This is a genomic window from Kitasatospora sp. A2-31 (assembly GCF_022288725.1).
GTDB lineage: Bacteria > Actinomycetota > Actinomycetes > Streptomycetales > Streptomycetaceae > Kitasatospora.
Map to the genome: position 1 here is coordinate 601,272 of NZ_JAKNTA010000001.1, position 23,131 is coordinate 624,402.

Sequence of the window (23,131 nt, forward strand, 5' to 3'; positions counted from 1 at the left end):
ACGTCACTGTTCCGGCCGTGCCGGCGAAGGTTTTCGGCCACCCGGCGCCCCGCCCGGTCCGGAAGACGACGCGGGCCCTGCACCGCCCCGGGGCGGTGCAGGGCCCGGGTCCGGGCGCTGCGTCAGCGCTGGACGAACACCGCCACGGTGCGGCCGGGCACCGTGAACGTGCCGCTGGACGGATCGAATCCGGCCTGCTTGACCACCGGGTCGGCCCCGCCGGCCTGGACCGGGTGCAGCGCCTGCGCGGTGCCCTTCAGGCCGGGCACGGTCTGGCTCTGCGCGCCGGGCGTGGCGTTGAACACCACGGTGACGCCCTTCTCCGCGCCCGCCAGCCCGGTGCCGTCCAGGTGGAGGGTGATCACGCCGGGCGTCTCGCCGGGCGTGCCGGAGAGCGGGTAGGAGAGCCGTTGCTGGACCTCCGCCAGGGTGGGCAGCGAGAACAGCGGCGAGGACCGCTTGATCCGCAGGAAGTCCTGGTACTGCAGGCCCGTCGCCCGGATGTCGGCGGCACCGACCGCCAGCTTCGGGTTGGCCAGCAGGGACTTGGCGGCCGGCCACATCTCCCGGTTGTCGGCCGCCATCGGCACACCCCGGCCCCAGCCGTTGCCGTCGGCCGGATCCCAGTGGATGGCGTTGAACCAGTCACCGGAGTCGTAGGCGTTGGCGTCCAGCGACTTGGAGCGCAGCAGGTCGCTGCCGGCCTGGGCGAAGCCGGTGCCCTGGCCGAGCGCCGTCAGCGAGAGCGCCAGGGCCTGCATCCGGGCCCGGTCGGCCGGCGCGGTGCCGGTCGGCAGCTTGTAGGCCAGCGCGTCGAACAGGTCGGTGTTGTCGTGCGCGTCCACGTACTCGACCGCCTCGCCGGGCTTGGCCGCGTAGCCGGTCGGGGCGCCGTTGTAGTCGACGCCGGCGCCGGTGACGGTCCGTCCGGAGCTGTCGGTGAAGGTGTAGCCGGCCAGGTTGCCGGTGAGCCCCACCTTGATCTGGTCCATCTGCTTGAGCAGCCGGGCCCGCTGCTCCTCGGGGCTGCCGTTGGCGGGCGAGCCGTTGGGGTCGGTGAACAGGCCCGAGGCGAAGCCCTGCTGCGGGGCGGAGGAGAGCATGAAGTTGCCGCCGCGCGCCGCGTCCCGGATCCGGTCGTCGAAGGTGGCGATGCCGGTGCCGGCCATGTTGAGCTGGGTGGCCTGTTCGAACCGGGCGTTGTTCGCGACGACGCCGAAGTTCCAGCCCTCGCCGTAGAGGAGGACGTTCCTCCCGTCCACGCCGTCCGAGTCCGGCGTCATCCGCCGCAGCGCGGCCTGCACGTCCAGCATGGTGGACTTCGGGTCCAGGCCCATCAGGTCGAAGCGGAAGCCGTCCACCTTGTACTCGCGCGCCCAGGTGGTCACCGAGTCCACCACCAGGCGGTTCATCATGGCGTGCTCGGGCGCGGTGTCGGAGCAGCAGCTGTCCGTCGTCACCTTGCCGTCGGCGTCCAGCCGCTGGTAGTAGCCGGGGACGACCTTGTCCAGCACCGAGTGCTCGGCCTGACCGCTCGCGGCGGTGTGGTTGTAGACCACGTCCAGCACCACCCGCAGCCCGGCCGCGTGGATCGCCTGCACCATCTGCCGGAACTGCACCGTCCGGGCCGTGCCCGTCGGGTCGGTGGCGTACGAGCCCTCCGGCACGTTGTAGTGCAGCGGGTCGTAGCCCCAGTTGTAGGCGTCCTGGGCGGCGACGGCGGCCACGCACTCCTGCTGCTTCTCGCTGTCCGCCGCCAGCGCCTTGAGGTCGCAGGCGGGCAGCTTCTGCTCGGCCCGGTTCTCCCGGATGGTGGCGATGTCGAAGGTCGGCAGCAGGTGGATGGTGGTCACACCGGCCCCGGCCAGCTCGCGCAGGTGCTTCATGCCGGCCGACTGCGACTCGGTGAAGGCCAGGTACGTGCCGCGCTCGGCGGCCGGCACGGTGGCGTCCTCGACCGAGAAGTCGCGGACGTGCAGCTCCTGGATCTGCTCACGGGCGGGCGGGACGGCCTCGGGGACGGCGTGGTCGTCCCAGCCCTGCGGCTTCAGGGCCGGAGCGGCGAGGTCGGCGACCAGGCTCCGCCGCGAGTCGGCGGAGAGCGCCACCGAGTAGGGGTCGGTCACCGTGTTGACCACCGTGCGCTGCACCGACGGGGCCCAGACCTTCACCTGGTACAGGTAGTACTTGCCGTCCAGCTCGGCCTTGTCCCTGACGAGTTCCCAGACACCGGTCTCGTCGTCCAGCTTCATCGGCACGGTCTTCGGGGTGCCGCCGTCCGGCCCGTCGAAGAGCTGGACGGAGACCTCCTGTGCGGTCGGCGCCCAGACGGAGAGCGCCACCTTGCCGTCGTAGTAGGCCGGGCCGAAGTCCACCCGCCCGGTGCGGCGCGCGTACAGGTCGTCCAGCACGCCGGGGATCTGCACCCCGGTGGCGGCCAGCGCGGCCCCGCTCGGCAGGTGCTCGGTGAAGAGCAGCTGGCCGCGGAGCGCCTGCGCGACGCGCCCGGTGTCCCGCTGGTCCACGGTGAAGGCGCGGTAGCCCGCCAGGTGCGGGAACCTCGCCTTCTGCGCGTCGGTCAGCCCGCCCTGGACGGGGGTGAGGCGGATCCACTGCCCGGCCTTGCTCAGCACGCCCTTGTCGGCCGTGATGCCGCCCTCGGGGTCGTAGACGAGCTGGGCGCTGGTGCCGCCGGCCAGGGCCACGTCGCCGGCGCCGTAGCCGGCCGGGACGACCACCGTACGGGCGTCGATCCACTGCGCCTTGGCCGAGCCGAGGTCCACCTGGGAGGAGGCGGCCGCGGTCTGCGGCAGCAGGTAGCCCTCCCGGCCCCCGAGGATCCAGACCTCGCGGCCGGTGGCGGCGAGGTCCAGCGACTGGTCGTGGGGCAGGTCCTTGTCGTTGCCCCGGTGCAGGATGTAGCTGAGGCTGGTCGCGCCGGGCGCGAGCGGCACCTCAAAGACGGCCCCGAAGGCGTCGCGGCGCACCGGCATCAGCGGGCTGCCCCAGTCGGTGGGGTGGGCGGCGCCGGTCCAGTCGTGCAGGCCCCAGCCGTCGTAGTCGCCGTCGGGTCGGTTGTAGTGGATGACGGCGGTCCCGGCCGGCGGGGTGCCGACCGGCCCGGGGTTGGTGGTCCGGACGGTCGGGTCGCCCTCCTTGAGCCAGATCTCGCCGGTCGCGCCGACGTCGATGTGGCGGTCGGCGTCCACGTCCTTGACGCCGCCCTTCTCCACGATGAAGCCGACGTCCGAGGCGCCGGGCTTGAGCCTGACGTAGGCGAAGGCGCCGTAGGCGTCGCGGCCGGTGAAGCCGTGCCCGGCCGGCCACTGGGTCCCCTCGCCGTCGGCGATGTCACCCCAGGCGTAGAGGTTCCAGCCGTCGTAGTCGCCGCCCCGGCGCTGGTAGTGCACGACGGCGTAGGGGCGGGCGGCCGCGCTGGGCACCGGCTGGGGCGCGGGGGCGCCAGTGGTGTAGCTCGCGGTGGCCGAGCGGAGGTGGCCGCTGGAGTCCTGGACCACGGCCTTGTAGCGGACGACGGTGCCGGGCGCCACGGCGCCGAGGTCCTGGGTGACCCGGTAGGTGCCGTTGTCGGCGGTGCCGAGGGTCTGCCAGGGCCCGGTGCCGATCTGGGCGGCGAAGGTGACCCGGTTGAAGCCGCCCCCGTCGACGTCGGCGCCGACGGTGACGGTGCCGCTGCTGCCGTCGGCCGGCGGCCGGAGCGCCAGGCCCGGTGCGGCCGCGACCGGGGCCAGCCTGGCGGCGGCCTTGAACACCACCGAGGAGAGCGCGGGCACGGTCACGGTCACCTTGCGGTCCGCGCCGCTGGTCAGCCGCTCGCCCGCGGTCGGGTAGATCCGGTCGAAGCCCTGCCCGGCGGCGAAGGTGTCCAGCGTGACGGTCTTCGCCTCGGTCGCGTTGTTCACCGCGACCAGGTACTCGACCTGCTGGCCGGCGTCGATCCGGGAGAAGGCGTAGACGCCCGCGCCGTCGGCGGCGTACCGCTCGATCTGGGCGCCGTCGGCGAGCGCCGGGTGGTCGCGACGGAGCCGGGCCAGCCCGGCGATGCCCTGGTAGAGCGCGCCGCCCTGGTCGTAGCGGTCGGCGGAGCCGGCGGTGCCGCCGAGCACCCGGTCGGTGTTGTACGAGGGGGTCTGCGAGGCGAAGAGGTCCTGCCGGGCGTCCTTGTCGCCGCCCGCACCGGTGAAGCCCTGCTCGTCGCCGTAGTAGACGACGGGCTGGCCGCGGGTGAGGAACTGCAGCTCGGTGCCGAGCCGGTCCTTCTTCACCAGGGTGGCGTCGTCGGCACCGGGGTTGTCGCTCAGCAGGAAGGAGCCGAACCGGCCCATGTCGTGGTTGCCCAGGAAGGTCGGCAGCTCGTACGCGTCGGTGTCGGCGGTGGTGTAGCGGTAGTCCTGGCCGTACACGTCGGCGAGGGCCTTCGCCGGGCCGCCCTGCGAGACGTAGGAGCGGGCGGCGTTCTGGAACGGGAAGTCCAGCGTGGCCTGCAGCCTGCCCTTGGTGACGTACGGCGAGGTGATCGCCGGGTCGCCGGAGTAGACCTCGCCGAACATGAAGAACCGCTTGTTGCCCTGCCTGGCGGCGAAGTCCTTGAGTGCCGGAGCCCACTGCTGCCAGAAGGCCATGTTGACGTGCTTGACGGTGTCGATCCGGAAGCCGTCCACGCCGGCGTCCTTGACCCACTGCTGGTAGACCTTCTCGAAGCCCTGCACCACCCGCGGGTTCTGGGTGTCGAGGTCGTCCAGGCCGGAGAAGTCGCCCTCGGTGGCGGACTCGCCGGCGAAGGTCGAGTCCCCCCGGTTGTGGTAGAGCGCGGGGTCGTTGAGCCAGGCCGGGGTCTTGGCGGTGGCGTCGGCCGGGTTGCGGAAGACCGGGCTGTACGGGAACGAGTCCCTGGTCAGCTTCGGCCACGCGGCCCGTGCGTCGGCGAGCGCGGTCTCGTCCACCGGCCGGCCGTCGGCGTCCAGCACCGGGTAGGCGCCGGTGCTCCGGTAGCCGTACTGCTTCTGCTGGTAGTCGATGACGTCGGCGGTGTGGTTGGTGATGACGTCGAAGAAGACCTTGATCCCGCGCGCGTGCGCCTTGGCTATCAGCTCCTTGAGCTGCTCGTTGGTGCCGAAGTGCGGGTCGACCTGGGTGAAGTCGGTGATCCAGTAGCCGTGGTACCCGGCGGACACGTCCGAACCCGTGCCCTGGACCGGCTTGTTCTTGAAGATCGGGGCCATCCAGATCGCCGTGGTGCCGAGGTTCTGGATGTAGTCGAGCCGCTGGATCAGCCCGGCGAGGTCGCCCCCGTGGTAGAAGCCCTTGTCCGCGGGGTCGAGGCCGTGTTCCAGCCGGCTGCCGGTGATGCCGCCGGTGTCGTTGCCCCGGTCGCCGTTGGCGAAGCGGTCCGGCAGCACGAAGTAGAACTGCTCGCGGGTGAGGTCGTGCCGCCCGGCGGTGGCGGCCAGCGCGGCGTCCGACGGGGGTGCCGGCGGGGCGGCGGCGAACGCGGCCGGGGCGGTGCCGAGCGTGGCGGCCAGCAGCGAGGCGGCCAGCAGCACCGCCGTCCGGCCGGGTCTACGGGTGGTGCTCCGCCGGCGGCGGGGCGTGACATCGGCCACGGAGGGCTCCCTGCGGGGGAAAGGGGTGATCGAGTTGCGAGGACGCTAGCGGGCTGCAATCTGTTTCAGCAAGATGCAGAAACGGTTTCGGGGAGGGAAAATACGCCCCTCGTACCGGTTCCCGACCCCCGATTGCGCCGGCCGATCCACCCGGCGTGACAATGGGAGCTATGCCCGTCCCACCGGTTCGCACCAGACCCGTCCGCACCCCCTACCCCGGTGGGAGAGACCCCCTAGCCCTCAAGGGGGACAGCCGGTGAAGAATCCACTTCCACAGGATGAGCAGACGGCTACGGGACGTCTGGCAGACTTCTCGTCCATGGGGGAACCGACCGACATCCAGCAGCCCGGCGCCGAGCAGACGGCCGCGGAACCCGGCACTCCCGCGACGGCCCCGGCCGAGCCCGGCCCGATGCCCGACGGTGCCACCCGGGTCGCCCAGTCCCGGTCGGCCGCCCTGCGCAGCCGCGTCCGCGACCAGCGCCGCTCGCCGGCCCGACCGCGGATCTGGTTCGAGCTGGCGCTGATCGGCATCAGCTACTGGCTCTACTCCCTTGTCCGCAACGCGGTGCCCGAGCAGGAGGCGATAGCCCAGCATCACGCCTCCTGGATCTGGGACTTCGAGCACAGCCTGGGCATCGCGTTCGAGCGGTCGGTCAACCACGCGGTGGACGGCGTCGGGTGGCTCATCACGGGGATGAACTACTACTACGCGACGCTGCACTTCGTCGTCACCATCGGCGTCCTGGTCTGGCTCTACCGGAGCCACCCGGGCCGCTACGTCGGGGTCCGCACGGTGCTGTTCGTCACCACCGGCCTCGCCCTGGTCGGCTTCTACTTCTTCCCGCTGGCCCCGCCCCGGCTGATGACCGACGGCGGCTTCATCGACACCGTGAAGACGCACGGCACCTGGGGCTCGATGGCCTCCGGCCCGGCCACGCACGTCTCCAACCAGTTCGCGGCGATGCCCTCGATGCACATCGGCTGGTCGATGTGGTGCGGCCTGACCCTGTTCTTCCTGGCCCGCCGGACCTGGGTCCGGGTGCTCGGCCTGCTCTACCCGGCCGCCACCCTGGTGGTCATCGTGTCCACCGCGAACCACTTCTGGATGGACGCGGTCGGCGGCCTGGTCTGCCTCCTGGTCGGCTTCCTCACCGCCCGCTGGCTGTACCACTCCTCGGTCTACAGGCTGCCGAGGGTGCCCGCCCGGGAGACCCCGGAGGAGCCGATCACCGTGCCCGAGCAGTGGAGCGAGCCGGCCGTGAGCACCGCCCGCCGCTGACCGCCGTACGGCACGACCCGAGGACGCCCGAGAGGGCCCGGTGACCACTCGCCGGGCCCTCTTCGCACCCTGCAGCGCGCAGCCCGGGCGCGCCGCCCGGACGTAAGGACGCGCACCCCGGGCGGGCACCGCACGCCCCGGGGCAGGCGGCCCTCAGCCGTAGAACAGCCGCTCCACCACCGCCCGGGCCCGCCGGGTGGCCCGCCGGTAGTCGTCCACCAGCTCGCCGCTGTGCCCGGCGCCGTAGCCGAGGTAGCGCGCCACCCCGGCCAGCTCGCGCGCGTCCGCGGGAAAGCTGTCCCCCGGCCGGCCGCGCACCAGCATCACCGCGGACCGCACCCGTGAGGCCAGCACCCAGGCGGTGTCCAGCACCGCCGCGTCCTCCGCGTCCACCAGCCCGGCCTGGGCGGCGGCCGCCAGCGCGGCCCTGGTCCGGGTGGTGCGCAGGGCCGGCAGCTCGTGCCCGTGCTGGAGCTGGAGCAGCTGGACGGTCCACTCGACGTCCGCCAGCCCGCCCCGGCCGATCTTGGTGTGGGTGGTCGGGTCGGCCCCCCGCGGCAGCCGCTCGGCCTCGATCCGGGCCTTGATCCGGCGGATCTCCATGAGGTCCCGCTCCGGCACTCCGAGCCCCGGGTACCGCAGCGGGTCGATCAGCTGCCGGAACCGCGCCCCCAGGTCCTCGTCCCCGGCCACCGGCTCGGCCCGCAGCAGCGCCTGGCTCTCCCAGGCGTGCGACCAGCGCCGGTAGTACGCCGCGTACGAGGCGAGGGTGCGCACCAGCGGACCGTTGCGGCCCTCCGGCCGCAGGTCGGCGTCGACCAGCAGCGGCGGCTCGGTGGACGGCGCGGCCAGCAGCGTGCGCAGCTCGTGGCAGACGGCCTGGGCGGCCCGCGCGGCGTCCTGCTCCAGCGAGCCGAGCAGCGGCTCGTGGACGAAGAGCACGTCCGCGTCCGAGCCGTAGCCGAGCTCGCGGCCGCCGAACCGGCCCATCGCGATCACCGCGATCCGGGTCGGCAGGCCGCCGTGCGCGGCCTCCCAGCCGGCGATGCAGGCCCGCAGCGCGCCCTGCAGCGTGGCGGCGTTCAGCGCGGTGAGCGCTTCCCCCGCCGCGTCCAGGGCCTCGGCCGGGTCGTCACCCAGCCGGCCGAGCACGTCGGCGGCCGCGGTGCGGAACAGCTCGCGCCGGCGCACCGCGCGGGCGGCGGCGACCCCCGCGCCGGCGGAGTCGGCCCGGCCGACGGCGGCCAGTATCTCCTGTTCGAGCGCGGCCCGGCCGCGCGGCACCAGACCCTGCGGGTCGCCCAGCATGGCCACCGCCTCGGGCGCCCGCAGCAACAGGTCGGGGGCGAGCCGACCGGCCGACAGCACCCGGGCCAGCTGCTCGGCGGCGCCGCTCTCGTCCCGCAGCAGCCGCAGGTACCAGGGGGTGCGGCCGAGCGCGTCGGAGACCTGGCGGAAGTTGAGCAGCCCGGCGTCCGGATCGGCCGAGTCGGCGAACCAGCCGAGCAGCACCGGCAGCAGCGTCCGCTGGATGGCGGCCTTGCGGCTGACGCCGGAGGCGAGCGCGGTGAGGTGGCGCAGCGCGGCGGCCGGGTCCGCGTAGCCGAGCGCCTCGAGCCGGGCCCGCGCGGCGTCCGGGGTGAGGCCGGCCGCGCCGGGCGGCAGTTCGGCGACGGCGTCCAGCAGCGGCCGGTAGAACAGCTTCTCGTGCAGCCGGCGGACCTCGACGGCGTGCCGCTTCCACTCCCGCTGCAGCGCGGCCACCGGGTCGGCCCGGGTGTCGTCGTTGATCAGCGGGGCGAGCGAGCGGGCCAGCCGGCGCTGGTCCTCCTCGCCGGTGGGCATCAGGTGGGTGCGGCGCAGCCGGTGCAGCTGGATCCGGTGCTCCATCGAGCGCAGGAAGCGATAGGCGGCGTCCAGCGAGGCGGCGTCGGCCCGCCCGACGTACCCGCCCCGGGAGAGGGCGGCCAGCGCCTCCAGCGTGTTGCCGCTGCGCAGCGCCGGGTCGGTGCGCCCGTGCACCAGCTGGAGCAGCTGGACGGAGAACTCCACGTCGCGCAGCCCGCCCGGGCCCAGCTTGAGCTGGCGGTCCAGCTCGGTGGCCGGGATGGAGTCGATCACCCGGCGGCGCATCTGCTGCACGTCGGCGACGAAGTTCTCCCGGGTCGCGGCCTGCCAGACCATCGGCTCCAGCGCGGCGAGGTAGGCGGCGCCCAGCTCGGCGTCGCCGGCCACCGGACGGGCCTTGAGCAGGGCCTGGAACTCCCAGGTCTTGGCCCAGCGCTGGTAGTACGCGGTGTGGCTGGCGAGGGTGCGCACCAGCGGGCCGTTGCGGCCCTCGGGGCGAAGGTTGGCGTCGACCGGCCAGATGGTGCCCTCGCCGGTGGTGTCGGCGCAGAGCCGGGTGAGCGCGGCCGCGAGCCGGGTGGCGGCCTTGAGCGCCTCGTGCTCGTCGGCACCGTCCTGCGGCTCGGCGACGAAGATGACGTCCACGTCGGAGACGTAGTTGAGCTCGCGGCCGCCGCACTTGCCCATGCCGATGACGGCCAGCCGGCAGGCCCGGGCGGCCTCCGGGTCCTGCTCGGCGGCGAGGTCCAGGGCGGTCTGCAGGGTGGCGCCGGCCAGGTCGGCGAGCTCGGCGGCGGTCTGCGCCAGGTCGGTGGTGCCGGTGAGGTCGCGGGCGGCGATGGCCAGCAGGCAGCGGCGGTAGGCGATCCGCAGGGCGTCCGCCGGGTTGCCCGCGCCCTCCGCCCGGACGGCCTGTTGCAGCGCGCGCAGGAAGTCGTCCGGGCCGGGATGCATGTCGCGCAGCTCGAAGGTGACCAGGGCGTGCCAGTCGTGCGGGTGCCGGGCCAGGTGGTCGGCGAGCGCGGTGGACGCGCCGAGCACGCCGAGCAGCCGGTCGCGCAGCGGCTTGGAGGTGGTCAGGGTGTCGCGCAGGGCGCGCCGGTCCGCCTCGTCGGCGGCCTCCAGCAGGCGGGCCAGGCCCAACAGGGCGAGGTCCGGGTCGGCGGTGGCGCCGAGCGCGTCCAGCAGCACCGGGTCGTCGGCCAGGCCCTCCAGGCCGGGGCCGGCGAGCAGCCGGACGGCCTGCGCCGGATCGGTGAACCCGCGCCGGACCAGCCGGATCTCCGGTCGGCTCACCCGGCTCCCGGCCCGCTGCTCCTCCACCGCCATGGCCCCTCCATCCCTCCGTTCAGCAGGTTACGCGCCCCCACGGCGCAGTGCCGGGCATGACCGCGGACCGGACGCCGCCCGGCCGGCGGTGTGGCGTGTCGGCTTGCCCGCCCGTCCGGGGCGCGGTGGAGTACGCCATGACCGGTCCGGACGGCTCGGGCCACGGCGTGCCCGCCGCCGCGCCGTGCGGACCGCGGCCCCACCCCGGTCCGACGTCCGCACCCCTGCCTCAGCCGAAGGACAGCGTCATGGCGACCGTGCACCCGCCCGCGGCCCGATCCCCGCGCCGGCGCCCGCGCCGGGCCGTGGTCGGCGCGCTCGGCGACCTGCTGTTCACCGTGGGCGTGCTGCTCGCCCTGCTGGTCGTCCACGCACTGTGGTGGACGGACCTCACGGCCGACCGGCACGCGGGTCTCGCCGCCGAGCAACTGCGCCGGCGCTGGTCGGCGGCGGTCCCGGCGGCACCGCCGACGGTGGCGCCGGCGCCGCCGACCGGAAGCGCGGACGCCGCCGCCCCGGCCCCGTTCGGGGAGGACGACGGCATCGGTTTCCTGCACGTGCCCGCGATGGGCGCCGGCTACCAGGTGCTGATCAAGTCCGGCACCGACGAGAGGACCCTCGCGGAGGGCGTGGCCGGCGCCTACACGGAGCCGTACGCCTCCGCCATGCCCTGGGAGCCCCAGGGGAACTTCGCCCTGGCCGCCCACCGGGACGGCCACGGCGCGAAGTTCCACGACCTGGACGTGCTGAAGCCGGGCGACCCCCTGGTTGTGGAGACCCGCGACCGCTGGTACGTGTACCGCGTCGACGCCACGCTGCCGAAGACCTCCAAGGACGACACCGGCGTCATCGCCCCGGTGCCCACCGGCTCCCCCTACACCGGGCCGGGCCGCTACATCACCCTGACGACCTGCACGCCGGTCTACACCTCGCTCCACCGGATGGCCGTCTGGGGCAGCCTGGTCCGGGAGCAGCCGGTGGACGCCGCTCGAACGCCTCCCGCCGAGCTGCGGTAGCCGGGCCCCTCTCAGGGGCGACCGGTGGAGGCCGGCCGGCGGACGGGCGCGCGGTGCGCCTCGCCCCCGGCCGGCCGCCCCGGTCGCTGCACGGCCGGGGCGGCATCCCGGACGACCGCGCAGCGCGGCCCGCGCACCGTCACCCGGCGGCCCGGGGGACGGGTGCGGTCATGCACGCCGCCGGCCGACCCGCATCGCCGCCACGCCCGCCGCGAGCAGCGCGGCCGAGAGGCCGAGCATGATCGGCATCCCCTGGGAACCCGTCTCGGCGAGCTCGCCGTGGTGGTGCCCGGACTTGTGCTCCGTGTCCTTGCCGTGCGGCTTGCCCTGGTGGTCCTTGCCGCCACCGTGGTGACCGCTCGGGTGCTCCTGGCCGGAGGCGTGGTGCACGGGCTTCCCGCCGTGCTCGCCGCCGCCGTGGTGAACAACCGTCGAGGGCTTGCCCGCCTGCCCGACGAGGCTGGTCTTGTTCACGTTGTGCGAGGCCTGCTGGTTCTTCTGGCTCTGGGCGTTGGACAGCTTGTTGTCCTGCGAGGCCGACTGGCTGTTGTGCGCCGCGTTCTGCGCGCTGTTGTGCGCCGAGTTGTTCGAGCTGCTGGCGGCGATGTTGTTCGCGCTGTTGTCGAGGTTGTTGGTGACGCTGTTCTGCACGACGACGGTCACGCTGACGTGCTGGTCCTGGCCCTGGTTCTGCGCGCCGCTCTGGCTCTGGCCCTGCTCCTGGCCCTGACCCTGCTGCTGGCCCTGGTTCTGGCCCTGCCCCTGGTTCTGGCCGTTGCTCTGGCCCTGGTTCTGCCCCTGCCCCTGCCCGCCGTGGCCCTCGTGGCCGCCATGACCCTCGTGGCCCTCGTGGCCCTCGTGACCGCCGTGGTCCTCATGACCACCGTGGCCCTCGTGGCCCTCGTGACCACCATGCCCCTCGTGACCGCCGTGGCCCTCGTGACCGCCGTGGTCACCGGACTGGCAGTCGCAGTCGGACGGCCCGTGACCGTCGCCGTGGCCCTGCCCGTTCTCGTCGCAGTGCTCGCCGCCGTGCTCGCCGTGCTCGCCGCCACCGGTCGGCCGGCCCTCGGGGGTCACGAGCTCCGGCGACGCCGAAGCCGCCGGTCGGGTGCGCACGACGCCGTCCTCGCCCAGCCGGGCCGGCTCGTCCTGCTCCACGGCGTCGCCCTCGGCCGACTCCCACGCCGGGCCGTCGGCCCAGGCGCCCTCGGCCTCGGTGTCGGTGCCGGTCTCGGCCCGGTGGGCCGGGCGGACCACCGGCGAGGAGTGGATGGTGCTGCGACCGGTGAAGGTCCAGGTACCGGCGGCTGAGCCGGTGTCCTCCTCGGCCAGGCGCAGGAGGCTGTCGACCCATTCGCCCTGGGCCTCCACGGATTCCGAGGCTGCGCCGTGGTCGACGAGGGGTGAGGCGTAGGCCGTGCCGTCCGCGCCCCACACGAGGGCGGCCGAGGCCAGTCCGGACAGGACCAGGGTGGTGATTCGAGTACGCATGACGCTCCAGGATGATCCGCAAAACGGATCTTCTGAATACGCCCCTCCGTCATCCGTTCACGGTTCGCACCGCTGGGGTGTAACCGCATCGGCCTAACGAATTAGCGTGCGCGGGGGACGCCGCCCCGGCCCGCCCCGGCCCACCCGCCACGGCCACCGGAACGGGCGCCCGCCTCCACGAACCACAAGTGGGCTCACTCCGAACGGAGCAAGCCCACTTGGCAGTTGACTGATCGTCAGAGCACCTGGAGGTTCTTCCGGAGCTCGAACGGCGTGACCTCGGAGCGGTACTCCTCCCACTCCTGGCGCTTGTTGCGCAGGAAGAAGTCGAACACGTGCTCGCCGAGCGTCTCGGCGACCAGCTCACTGCGCTGCATCAGGTCGATCGCCTCGCCGAGGTTCTGCGGCATCGGCTGGATGCCGAGGGCGCGGCGCTCGGAGTCGGTCAGCGCCCAGACGTCGTCGTCGGCGCCGGGCGGGAGCTCGTAGCCCTCCTCGATGCCCTTGAGGCCCGCCGCCAGGGTGACGGCGTAGGCCAGGTAGGGGTTGCAGCCGGTGTCGAGCGAGCGGACCTCGACCCGGGTGGAGCCCTGCTTGCCGGGCTTGTACATCGGGACGCGGATCAGCGCGGAGCGGTTGTTGTGGCCCCAGCAGATGTACGACGGGGCCTCGCCACCGGCGCCGGCGGTGCGCTGGGAGCCGCCCCAGATCCGCTTGTACGAGTTGACCCACTGGTTGGTGACGGCGGCGGTCTCGGCGGCGTGCCGCAGCAGGCCGGCGATGAAGGAGCGGCCGACCTTGGAGAGCTGGTACTCGGCGCCGGACTCGTGGAAGGCATTGCGGTCGCCCTCGAAGAGTGAGAGGTGGGTGTGCATGCCGGAGCCGGGGTGGTCCGAGAACGGCTTCGGCATGAAGCTGGCGTGCACGCCCTGCTCCAGCGCGACCTCCTTCATGACCAGACGGAAGGTCATGATGTTGTCGGCGGTGGAGAGCGCGTCGGCGTAGCGCAGGTCGATCTCCTGCTGCCCCGGGGCGCCCTCGTGGTGGGAGAACTCCACCGAGATACCCATCGACTCCAGCATGGTGATCGCCTGGCGGCGGAAGTCGTGGCCCACACCGCGCGGCGTGTGGTCGAAGTAGCCGGACTGGTCGGCGGGGATCGGCGGGGTGCCGTCGCCGGGCAGGTTCTTCAGCAGGAAGAACTCGATCTCGGGGTGGGTGTAGAAGGTGAAGCCCTGCTCCGAGGCCTTCTCCAGGGTGCGCTTGAGCACGAACCGCGGGTCGGCGAAGGACGGCGAGCCGTCCGGCATCAGGATGTCGCAGAACATCCGGGCCGTGCCCGGCGTCTCCGAGCGCCACGGGAGGATCTGGAAGGTGGTCGGGTCCGGCTTGGCGATCATGTCGGACTCGTAGACCCGGGCGAAGCCCTCGATCGCCGAGCCGTCGAAGCCGATGCCCTCCTCGAAGGCCTGCTCCAGCTCCGCCGGTGCCACCGCCACGGACTTCAGGAACCCGAGCACGTCGGTGAACCACAGCCGGACGAAACGGATGTCACGCTCTTCGAGCGTCCGGAGCACGAACTCCTGCTGCTTGCCCATGGGGACAGTCTCACCTCTGCTCTTTACGTTCGTGTTACGCCCGGAAACCACCTGGGAGCGCCTGTTCCCCATCATGGCGGATCACCGCCCCGCAGGGCAGTGGTGACCCCCGCCCGGGACATTGCGTCAGATAGACGATTACACTCGGGGCCATGCCCAATCTCCGTCTCGCCCTGAGCCAGACCGACCCCTGGGTCGGCGACATCGCCCGCAACAGCGATGAGGTGGTGCGCTGGACCAAGCGGGCCGCCGAGGCCGGCGCCCAGCTGGTCGCCTTCCCCGAGATGGCCCTCACCGGGTACCCGGTCGAGGACCTCGCCCTGCGCCGTTCGTTCGTCGAGGCGTCCCGGTCCGCGCTGGTGGAGCTCGCCGCCCGGCTGGCCGCGGAGGGACTGGGCGAGCTGCCGGTGGTGGTCGGTTACCTCGGCCGCTCCGACCAGGCCTCGCCGCGGTTCGGCCGCCCGGCCGGCTCGCCGCAGAACTGCGGCGCCGTGCTCCACCGGGGCGAGGTGGTCACCCGGTTCGCCAAGCACCACCTGCCCAACTACGGCGTCTTCGACGAGTACCGCTGGTTCGTCCCCGGCGACCAGCTGCCGGTCCTGCGGCTGCACGGGGTGGACGTCGCGCTCGCGATCTGCGAGGACATCTGGCAGGACGGCGGCCGGGTCACCGCCGCCCGTGAGGCCGAGGCCGGCCTGCTGCTGGTGATCAACGGCTCCCCGTACGAGCGGAACAAGGACGACGTCCGGCTGGAGCTGGTCCGCCGCCGCGCCGCCGAGGCGGGCTGCCCGCTGGCGTACGTCAACATGGTCGGCGCCCAGGACGAGCTGGTCTTCGACGGCGACTCGATCGTCGTCGCCCCGGACGGCGAGGTGCTGGGCCGTTCCCCCCAGTTCGAGGAGCACCTGCTCGTCCTCGACCTGGACCTGCCGGCCGCCAGCAGCGACCACACCGACGGGCTGCTGCTCAGCGACGGCCTGCACCTGGTCCGCACCGAGCTGGACGGCGAGGCGCGCCCGGCCCCGGCCGAGCCGCTGCGCGCGGAGGTGGCCCCGCGGGTCTCGGACGAGGCCGAGATCTGGGCCGCGCTGGTCTCCGGCACCCAGGCGTACGTGCGCAAGAACGGCTTCCGCTCGGTGCTGATCGGCCTCTCCGGCGGCATCGACTCGGCCCTGGTGGCGGCCATCGCGGTGGACGCGATCGGTGCGGAGAACGTCCACTGCGTCTCGATGCCGAGCCGCTACTCCTCGCAGCACTCCCGGGACGACGCCGCCGAGCTGGCCCGCCGCACCGGGCTGCACTTCCGGACGGTGTCGATCGCCCCGATGTTCGACGCCTACATGGCGGCCACCGAGCTGACCGGCCTGGCGGAGGAGAACCTGCAGTCCCGGCTGCGCGGCACGCTGCTGATGGCGATCTCCAACCAGGAGGGGCACATCGTGCTCGCGCCCGGCAACAAGAGCGAGCTGGCGGTCGGCTACTCCACGCTGTACGGCGACTCGGTCGGCGCGTTCGGCCCGATCAAGGACGTCTACAAGTCGCTGATCTTCCGGCTGGCCAACTGGCGGAACGAGGAGGCCGAGCGGCGCGGCGAGGTGCCCCCGATCCCCGAGAACACCATCACCAAGCCGCCGTCCGCCGAGCTGCGGCCGGACCAGAAGGACACCGACTCGCTGCCCGACTACGACCTGCTGGACACCGTGCTCGACCTCTACGTCGAGGGCGACCAGGGCCGCGACGCGATCGTGGCCGCGGGCTTCGACCCGGCGGTGGTGGACCGCGTCGTCCGGCTGGTCGACACCGCCGAGTACAAGCGGCGGCAGTACCCGCCGGGCCCGAAGATCTCGGTCAAGGGCTTCGGCCGGGACCGCCGCCTCCCGATCACCAACCGGTGGCGCCGGGGCTGAACCCGCGACCGGGTCAGTACCGGTAGGTGGCGGCCACCGCGAGGTGGTCGCTGCCGTCCCGGCCCAGGGTGCGGGAGTCGGTGGGCTTCAGGCCGCCCTTGCTCATGATCTGGTCGATCCGGGCCATCGGGAAGGACGCCGGCCAGCTGAAGCCGAAGCCGTCGCCGGCCGCGCCCTGGGCCGAGCGCATCTGCGAGGTGATCGGCGCCAGGCTGCGGTCGTTCATGGTGCCGTTGAGGTCGCCGAGCAGCAGGACCTTCTTCAGCTGCTCCGCCTCGATCGCGTCGCCGAGTGCCTGGGCACTGGCGTCGCGCTGGCTGACGGTGAAGCCGCCCTCGGCCTTCAGCCGGACCGACGGCAGGTGCGCCACGTACACCGCGACCGGGCCCTGCGGGGTGGCGACCTGGGCGCGGAACGCCCTGGTCCAGCCCATCTTGATGTCCACCACCGAGACCCCGCTGATCGGGTACTTGGACCAGAGCCCGACGGTGCCCTCGACCGCGTGGTACGGATAGGCGTCGGCCAGGCCGGTCTCGTAGCCGCGCAGCGGCCTGCCGGCCAGCTCCTGCAGGGCGACGATCTGCGCGCCGGAGTCCTTGAGCAGCTTCACCGTGCCCTGGGCGTCGGTGTTGGCCGCGGCCACGTTGTGGCTGACCACCGTGAAGTCGCCGGTGCCGCCGCTCTTGTCGCTGAGCAGCCCGCCGAACATGTTGAACCAGATCAGGGTCGGCAGCAGCAGGGCGACCAGGGCGGTCGCCGAGCGGCGCAGCAGCGCGGGCACCAGCAGCACCGGGACGGCCAGGCCGAGCCAGGGCAGGAAGGTCTCCAGCAGGCTGCCGAGGTTGCCGACGGTGTTGGGGACGTCGGCGTGCAGGCCCAGCAGGGCCGCGGTGAGCAGGGCGAGGGCGGCGACCGCGAGGCCGCGCCGCCAGGTGGTGCTGCCCCTGCGGTCCCGGCCCCAGTGCCGCAGGCCCAGGAACCCGCCGCTGCCGGCGCCGGGACCCTCGGGGCGCGAGCCATCGGGGCGGGGACCCTCGGGGCGGGGACCCTCGGGACGGGGATCCTGGGGGCGGGGACCGTCGGGGCGCGAGCCGTCGGGGCGCGGGTCGGAGCCGCCGTCGGCGCCCGGGCCGTCAGGACGGGAGCCGGAGCCGCCGTCGGCCGGGCCACTGCCCCCCGCCTCCGGTGCCGCCGTCCGGTCCGTCCTGTCAGCCTTCGCCATGCCGTGGCTCCCGTCGTTCGTGCCGCCTGCCGGTCCGGCGGCCCCGCGACGCCGCCGGCGGGGCGGGCGAGGCGCCGGGCCGGTGCCGGTTCGATCGGATTCCCGGCTCAGCCTATGCCGGGACAGACGCCGGTCCGGTGGACCGGGTTCCGGCGTGGCCCGCTTTGGTGAGCCACACCACGGCGGGTGCGCCGGGGGCGCGCGGCGGGAGCGGCGGCCGCTCAGCCCCGGGCGGCCGGGCCGCCGAGGCCCTGGAGCAGGGCGTCGACCATCTTGACGGCCAGCGCCGGGTCCTCCAGGTCGGAGTCGTCCCACAGGACGCTGCGGGCGAGGATCGGGCCGACCAGCAGGTCCCCGACGAGGTCCTCGTCGAGGTCGGAGCGGAGCTCCCCCTCCTCGATGCCACGGCGGACCAGCTCACGGGCGGCCTGCCGGCGCGGCTTGATCACCCGCTCGCGGTAGGCGGCGTGCAGCTCGGGCGAGCTGTGCATCTGCCCGAGCGCGGCCTTGAGCACCCAGCGGGAGCGCTTGGCCAGGCCCCGCAGCCGCATGTACTCGATCATGGCGACCAGGTCGCCGCGGACCGATCCGGTGGCGGAGGGCAGCGGCTCCTCCAGGCGGCTGACCATGTCCACCAGCAGCGCCTCCTTGTTGGGCCAGCGCCGGTAGATGGTGGCCTTGCCGACGCCGGCCGCGGCGGCGATGCCCTCGATGGTCAGCTCGGGCAGGCTGGTGCCGCCGGCCATCAGCTCCTCGACCGCGGCGAAGATGGCCTGCTCGGCGGCCTCGCTGCGGGGGCGGCCCCGGCGCGGGGCGGCGCAGTCCGACGCGGTCGTGGTGTCGGTGGTCATCGCCGCTCCTGTCTGCCCGGCCGCTCGCGTGCACGCGGCGCCGTCTCCCACTCCCGAACCTCCCGATTGTCGTCCGCGGCCCCGGATCCGGGAAGTCCCGGTACGGCCGCGGCCCTGCCCGCACGGACGGATCCGGACGGGCAGGGCCCATTGTCGCTCAGCGCAGCCGCTGGTCAGGCGCGTGCGGGGGCCGCCGGACGGGACTTCCCGGCGGGGTCGGCCGCCTCCTCGGGGCCGGCCTGGCCGGCCTGCGCCGCGCCGGGCGCACCGCCCTGGCCGCCGGCGCCGCCCGGGCCGGCGGCCGGCACCCGGCCGGGGAGCAGGAACCAGGCCAGCAGCGCGCCGACCACCGTGATTCCGGCGGAGAGCCCGGCCACCACGTGCATCGCGTTGATGAAGGAGTCGTTGGCCGGGCCGACCAGCCCGGCGCCCTGCGGGCCGAGCCGCCCGGCGACGGCCAGGGTGGCCTCCAGGGACTCGCCCGCCTTCTCCCGCAGGCCCTCGGTCGGCAGCGCGTCCAGCTTGTCGGCCATGCCGTCGCGGTAGACGGTGGAGAGCACCGCACCGAGCACGGCGACCCCGAGCGAGCCGCCGACCTGGCGGAAGGTGTTGTTGATGGCCGAGCCGGCGCCGGCCTTCTCGCGCGGCAGCGAGCCCATGATGGCGACCGTGACCGGCGGCATGACGTGCGCCATGCCGGTGCCCATCAGCAGGCCGAGCACCACCAGCACCCAGATCGGGGTGTCGGTGTCCAGCAGCAGGTAGCCGAGGAAGCCGACCGCGATCAGCGCCATGCCGCCGGCGCAGGTGGCCCGGACGCCGAAGCGGTCGACCACCAGCCTGGCCCGCGGGGCGAACAGCAGCTGGGCGACGGCCAGCGGCAGCATCAGCACTCCGGCCTGGAGGGCGCTGTAGCCGCGCACGCTCTGGGTGTAGAAGACACCGAAGAACGAGACGCCCATGAGGGCGAAGAAGACCACGCCGACGACGGCCACCGAGGCGCTGAAGACCCTGTTGCGGAACCAGGTGACGTCCAGTGCCGGGTGGGCGGTGCGGCGCTCGAACCAGACGAAGGCGGCCAGCGCCGCGGCGCCGACCAGCATCGGCACCCAGGCCTCGGGGGAGGTGAAGTCGGCGAGCTCGCCACCCTTGATGATGCCGAAGATCAGGGAGACCAGGCCGATGATCGAGAGCAGCACGCCGACCGGGTCGAGCCGGCCCGGGTTCGGGTCCTTCGACTCGGGCACCAGCAGCACCATCGCGATCAGGGCGATGATCACGATCGGGACGTTGATCAGGAAGACCGAGCCCCACCAGAAGTGCTCGATCAGCACGCCGCCGGTGATCGGGCCGATGGCGATGGCCAGACCCACCGCGCCGGCCCAGATGCCGATCGCCTTGGGCTGCTCGGCGCGCTCGAAGACGTTCATGATGATGGCCAGCGTGGCCGGCATCGCCAGCGCGCCGCCGACGCCCATCAGCGCGCGGTAGCCGATCAGTTCGCCGGGCGAGGCGGCCAGCGAGGAGAGCAGCGAGGCGATCCCGAACACCGCCATGCCGGCGAGCAGGGCGCGCTTGCGGCCGAACCGGTCGCCGAGCAGGCCGGCCGTGAACAGCAGGCCCGCGAAGACCAGGGTGTAGGAGTTGATCGCCCATTCCAGGTCGCTCTGGCTGGCGCCGATGCCGGTGGGCGCCGGGGACGCGATGGTCTTCATCGCGACGTTGAGGATCGAGTTGTCCAGGACGACGACGAGCAGGGCGAGTACCAGCGTGCCCAGGATCGCCCAGCGGCGGCGATGGATGGCCTCCGGTACCCGTGGTGGCGCGGCTGCAGTGGTCATGGCGGTCTCCCCGTCCGTGGTGGCGTGACACTGGCGGGCATTTCCGAGTCGATGGCGTCTCGTAACCCCCGTGGCGAGCGTAGCGCCATTTTCGATACGAGACGAATCCGTTTCGTAAAACATGGGCAAAGAACGGGCCGCCCCGGGCCGGACCGCGCGGCCCCGCCCGGCGGACCGGCCCCCGCCCGGCCGCCCGGTGTGCCGTAGATCGCACCGGCACGGCGGCACCCCTCTTTGCGCCCGTGCCGGGGCGTGCAAGCATGGAGGTGATCCGGGGACGCCACACGGCGCCACGAGACGACAACCCTTCAGGAGCCTGTTCGATGAACGCTTCTTCGCCGTCGCCTGCCCAGAACCAGGCGTCGACCGCCTCGCTCTACGGCGGGGTCACCAACCGCCGCGTCACCGTCCGCGACCTCGCCGCCGCCAAGCAGCGCGGCGAGAAGTGGTCGATGCTCACCGCGTACGACGCCCTCACCGCGGGCGTCTTCGACGAGGCCGGCACGCCCGTGCTGCTGGTCGGCGACTCGGCCGGCAACTGCCACCTCGGCTACGAGACCACCGTCCCGGTGACCATGGATCAGATGGTGATGCTCTCCGCCGCCGTCGTCCGCGGCACCAAGCGGGCCATGATCGTGGCCGACCTGCCCTTCGGCTCCTACCAGGAGTCCCCCGCCCAGGCCATGCACAACGCCGCCCGGCTGATGAAGGAGGCCGGGGTCGGCGCGGTCAAGCTGGAGGGCGGCGAGCGCAGCGCCCGCTCCATCGAGCTGCTGGTCGAGGCCGGCGTCCCGGTGATGGCGCACATCGGGCTCACCCCGCAGTCCGTGCACGCCCTCGGCGGCTACCCGGTCCAGGGCCGCGGCGACGAGGCGGCGCACCAGCTGCTGCGCGACGCCAAGGCGGTCCAGCAGGCCGGCGCCTTCGCCGTCGTCCTGGAGGCCGTGCCGGCCGAGCTGGCCGCGCAGGTCACCGAGCAGCTGGCCATCCCCACCGTCGGCATCGGCGCAGGTGTCGGCACCGACGCCCAGGTGCTGGTCTGGACCGACTTCGCCGGCATGACCGCGGGGCGGGTGCCGAAGTTCGTCAAGCAGTACGCCGACCTGCGGGCCGTGCTCGGCGAGGCCGCCCGCGAGTTCGCCGAGGACGTCCGCTCCGGTGCCTTCCCGGCGCCAGAGCACACCTTCCACTGACGGTCGCCGCACCACTGGACCGGGCCCCGCTCCCCTCACCCGAGGACGCTGTTGGTGAATTCGGGGTCCTGATCACTTCGCCCCGTCGGGCTGTTGCTCGGCGGGGCGAAGTGCTGCGAAGTGGCTGGTGCGGGTGCGGGCCCGGGGGGTGTCGGTGAGGTGGGCGTCGATGCGGGCCAGGTTGATCGCGGCGCCGGTGAGCTGGTGCTGGAGGCTGGTCTTTGCGAGGCCCTGATAGCGGGATCTGCGCAGGCCGCAGCGCCCGACGCCCTGGGAGATGGTGCCCTCGACGCCGGCGCGGATCTTGTAGCGGTCCTTCCAGGCGTCGGTTCGCTGTTCGGCGCGGGCGGCGTGGACGGCTTCGTATTCGTCCCGGCGTCGCAGGTTGAGCTCGCGTCGTTCGGCCCTGGGTGAGTTGACGCATTCCCGCAGGTGGGGGCAGGGGCGGCAGTCGGCGGGGCTGAAGCGGACCCGGATGACGGGCAGGTTGTGCTGCGAGTGCCGGTGGTGCCATTGGGTGCTGGTGGCCCCGTTCGGGCAGGTCACGTGTTCACGCTCCCAGTCGATGGTGAAGGCGTCCTGTCCGTAGGGGCCGCCGGCGGAGGCGGCGGTGTTGTCCGCGATCGGCCCTTGCAGGTCGACGCCGTGGTCGGTGCGTGCCGCCACAATCTGGGCGGCGGTGGGATATCCGGCGTCCACCCAGTGCTCGTCGGGCAGGCAGTCGCGGGCGGCGAGCTGGTCGTGGATCGCTCCGGCCATCACGTTGTCGGGGACAGTGGCGACGGTGGTGGCCATGTTCGTGACCAGGTTCGGGGTGTCGGGTTCGCAGGTCTCGGTGGCGTGGACCTTGTAGCCGTCCCACATGATGTCGCGCTTCACGCTGCCCCGGGCTGCGACGTCATAGGGCGTGACCAGGCGTGTCGCGCCCGGCGGGCGGTCTTTTGGGTCCCGGCGCCTCACCTCGCCCCCGAGCACGTGGAACTGCTGGACCCATACCTGCCGCAGGGTCTCGACCCCGGCAAGCGCGCGCAGACCGGGCGGCGCCTCGGGTGCGAGGACGGCTTCGAGCAGTCGCATGCCGTCCCGGCCGATCCGCAGGCCCACCTCCTCCCGCCTGGCACGCGCCTTCGGAAAGCGGGAGTCCTCGGCCCGACTCGCGTAGTGCCGGAACCAGTCCGGCTCGGCCACCTCCGCCAGCCATTCGGGGGCGGCCTGGGCGAGCGCGTTCAACGCCGCGCGCAGCGTTTCCGCGACCAGCTCCAGAAAGCACAGCTCACGGGCTGCCGACAGCACATGCGTGGAGTCGGTGCGGGCCCGGCCCGCCGTCTTCAGCAGGCCCTTGTCCCGGGCCGCGACCAGGACGGCGTCCAGCACCCGCCGCCCGGCGTCCGCCTCGACCAGACGGTCCCGGAACTCCGACAGCACCGAGAAGTCGAAGCCCGGATCGCCGAGCTCCAGCCCGAGGGCGTACTTGAAGTCGATCCGGGCCCGGACCGCCTCCGCGGCCTGCCGGTCGGTCAGCCCCTCGACGAACTGCAGCACCAGCACCAACGCCAGCCGGCCCGGCGACCACGCCGGTTTGCCCCGCACCGCGAACAGGTCGGCGAACTGGTCATCCGTGAACAGCACCCCCAGCTCGTCCCGGATCCGAATCGCCAGGCTGCCCTTCGGGAACGCCGCCCGAGCCACCCGCACCGTCTCCACCGGAACCTCACCCGGCCCGTCCGCACGCATCGACACCACACACCCCCACAACAAGGAACGCCGGTCTCCGAGACAAGTCTCGGAGACCGGCGTCACACACCGCAGGCGATCAGCCACAATTCACCAACAGCGTCCCCTCACCCGAGGGGGCGGGGCCCCGTCGTGCCCGCGTCCCCGTGTCCGAGGGCGGCCGCGTCCGGGCCCGGCCGTGCACGAGGGCGG

At 73.3% G+C, this 23,131-nt stretch carries 12 protein-coding genes; 4 read left to right on the forward strand and 8 right to left on the reverse strand.

Features of this window, described 5'->3' with window-relative positions:
* Positions 1 to 122: 122 nt before the first annotated feature.
* On the reverse strand, positions 123 to 5,624 hold the full coding sequence (pulA, locus tag MCM47_RS02690) for a pullulanase-type alpha-1,6-glucosidase (RefSeq protein ID WP_238740558.1): 5,502 nt from the start codon (positions 5,622 to 5,624) through the stop codon (positions 123 to 125).
* Between the two features lie 319 nt (positions 5,625 to 5,943).
* Here pulA and MCM47_RS02695 point away from each other — a divergent pair, with 319 nt between their 5' ends.
* The gene (locus MCM47_RS02695) at positions 5,944 to 6,906 is read left to right on the forward strand and encodes a phosphatase PAP2 family protein (protein ID WP_238740560.1); all 963 of its coding nucleotides are present in this window, start codon (positions 5,944 to 5,946) and stop codon (positions 6,904 to 6,906) included.
* Between the two features lie 153 nt (positions 6,907 to 7,059).
* Here the strand turns inward: MCM47_RS02695 and MCM47_RS02700 are convergent, their stop codons facing one another.
* Positions 7,060 to 10,083 carry a bifunctional [glutamine synthetase] adenylyltransferase/[glutamine synthetase]-adenylyl-L-tyrosine phosphorylase gene (locus MCM47_RS02700; RefSeq protein WP_238740561.1) on the reverse strand — a complete coding sequence of 1,008 codons (3,024 nt, stop codon included), beginning with the start codon at positions 10,081 to 10,083 and terminating at the stop codon, positions 7,060 to 7,062.
* A gap of 248 nt (positions 10,084 to 10,331) precedes the next feature.
* On the opposite strand from MCM47_RS02700, the gene MCM47_RS02705 reads away from it, so the two are divergent.
* A complete protein-coding gene (locus MCM47_RS02705) occupies positions 10,332 to 11,099 on the forward strand; it encodes a class E sortase (RefSeq protein ID WP_238740563.1) in 768 nt (255 codons plus the stop codon).
* Between the two features lie 168 nt (positions 11,100 to 11,267).
* Here MCM47_RS02705 and MCM47_RS02710 read toward each other — a convergent pair whose 3' ends face one another.
* Positions 11,268 to 12,593 (reverse strand): hypothetical protein, encoded by a 1,326-nt coding sequence (locus MCM47_RS02710; RefSeq protein ID WP_238740565.1) that lies wholly within the window; start codon positions 12,591 to 12,593, stop codon positions 11,268 to 11,270.
* A 236-nt stretch (positions 12,594 to 12,829) separates the two neighbouring features.
* On the reverse strand, positions 12,830 to 14,191 hold the full coding sequence (locus MCM47_RS02715; RefSeq protein WP_238740566.1) for a glutamine synthetase family protein: 1,362 nt from the start codon (positions 14,189 to 14,191) through the stop codon (positions 12,830 to 12,832).
* A 152-nt stretch (positions 14,192 to 14,343) separates the two neighbouring features.
* Here MCM47_RS02715 and MCM47_RS02720 point away from each other — a divergent pair, with 152 nt between their 5' ends.
* Positions 14,344 to 16,098 carry an NAD+ synthase gene (locus MCM47_RS02720; protein WP_238740568.1) on the forward strand — a complete coding sequence of 585 codons (1,755 nt, stop codon included), beginning with the start codon at positions 14,344 to 14,346 and terminating at the stop codon, positions 16,096 to 16,098.
* A 13-nt stretch (positions 16,099 to 16,111) separates the two neighbouring features.
* Here the strand turns inward: MCM47_RS02720 and MCM47_RS02725 are convergent, their stop codons facing one another.
* The 3 genes from MCM47_RS02725 to MCM47_RS02735 all read right to left on the reverse strand — a co-directional run bounded on the left by MCM47_RS02725 (position 16,112) and on the right by MCM47_RS02735 (position 20,012).
* Positions 16,112 to 17,074, reverse strand: a complete 963-nt coding sequence (locus MCM47_RS02725) for an endonuclease/exonuclease/phosphatase family protein (RefSeq protein WP_374209074.1) — start codon at positions 17,072 to 17,074, stop codon at positions 16,112 to 16,114.
* 467 nt (positions 17,075 to 17,541) lie between these two features.
* Positions 17,542 to 18,171: a TetR/AcrR family transcriptional regulator gene (locus MCM47_RS02730; RefSeq protein ID WP_238740572.1), complete on the reverse strand. Its 630-nt coding sequence runs from the start codon at positions 18,169 to 18,171 to the stop codon at positions 17,542 to 17,544.
* 173 nt (positions 18,172 to 18,344) lie between these two features.
* Positions 18,345 to 20,012, reverse strand: a complete 1,668-nt coding sequence (locus MCM47_RS02735) for a DHA2 family efflux MFS transporter permease subunit (RefSeq protein ID WP_238740573.1) — start codon at positions 20,010 to 20,012, stop codon at positions 18,345 to 18,347.
* 323 nt (positions 20,013 to 20,335) lie between these two features.
* Here MCM47_RS02735 and panB point away from each other — a divergent pair, with 323 nt between their 5' ends.
* Positions 20,336 to 21,205 (forward strand): 3-methyl-2-oxobutanoate hydroxymethyltransferase, encoded by an 870-nt coding sequence (panB, locus tag MCM47_RS02740; protein ID WP_238740575.1) that lies wholly within the window; start codon positions 20,336 to 20,338, stop codon positions 21,203 to 21,205.
* A gap of 72 nt (positions 21,206 to 21,277) precedes the next feature.
* On the opposite strand, the gene MCM47_RS02745 is transcribed toward panB, so the two are convergent.
* The gene (locus tag MCM47_RS02745; protein ID WP_238740577.1) at positions 21,278 to 22,945 is read right to left on the reverse strand and encodes an IS1182 family transposase; all 1,668 of its coding nucleotides are present in this window, start codon (positions 22,943 to 22,945) and stop codon (positions 21,278 to 21,280) included.
* Positions 22,946 to 23,131: the final 186 nt, after the last annotated feature.

Coding starts and splice junctions, on each gene's coding strand:
- MCM47_RS02705 (WP_238740563.1), top strand. CDS start 10,332: ATGGCGACCGTGCACCCGCCCGCGGCCCGATCCCCGCGCCGGCGCCCG.
- MCM47_RS02710 (WP_238740565.1), bottom strand. CDS start 12,593: ATGCGTACTCGAATCACCACCCTGGTCCTGTCCGGACTGGCCTCGGCC.
- MCM47_RS02715 (WP_238740566.1), bottom strand. CDS start 14,191: ATGGGCAAGCAGCAGGAGTTCGTGCTCCGGACGCTCGAAGAGCGTGAC.
- MCM47_RS02695 (WP_238740560.1), top strand. CDS start 5,944: ATGGGGGAACCGACCGACATCCAGCAGCCCGGCGCCGAGCAGACGGCC.
- MCM47_RS02730 (WP_238740572.1), bottom strand. CDS start 18,171: ATGACCACCGACACCACGACCGCGTCGGACTGCGCCGCCCCGCGCCGG.
- panB (WP_238740575.1), top strand. CDS start 20,336: ATGAACGCTTCTTCGCCGTCGCCTGCCCAGAACCAGGCGTCGACCGCC.
- MCM47_RS02720 (WP_238740568.1), top strand. CDS start 14,344: ATGCCCAATCTCCGTCTCGCCCTGAGCCAGACCGACCCCTGGGTCGGC.
- MCM47_RS02700 (WP_238740561.1), bottom strand. CDS start 10,083: ATGGCGGTGGAGGAGCAGCGGGCCGGGAGCCGGGTGAGCCGACCGGAG.
- MCM47_RS02735 (WP_238740573.1), bottom strand. CDS start 20,012: ATGACCACTGCAGCCGCGCCACCACGGGTACCGGAGGCCATCCATCGC.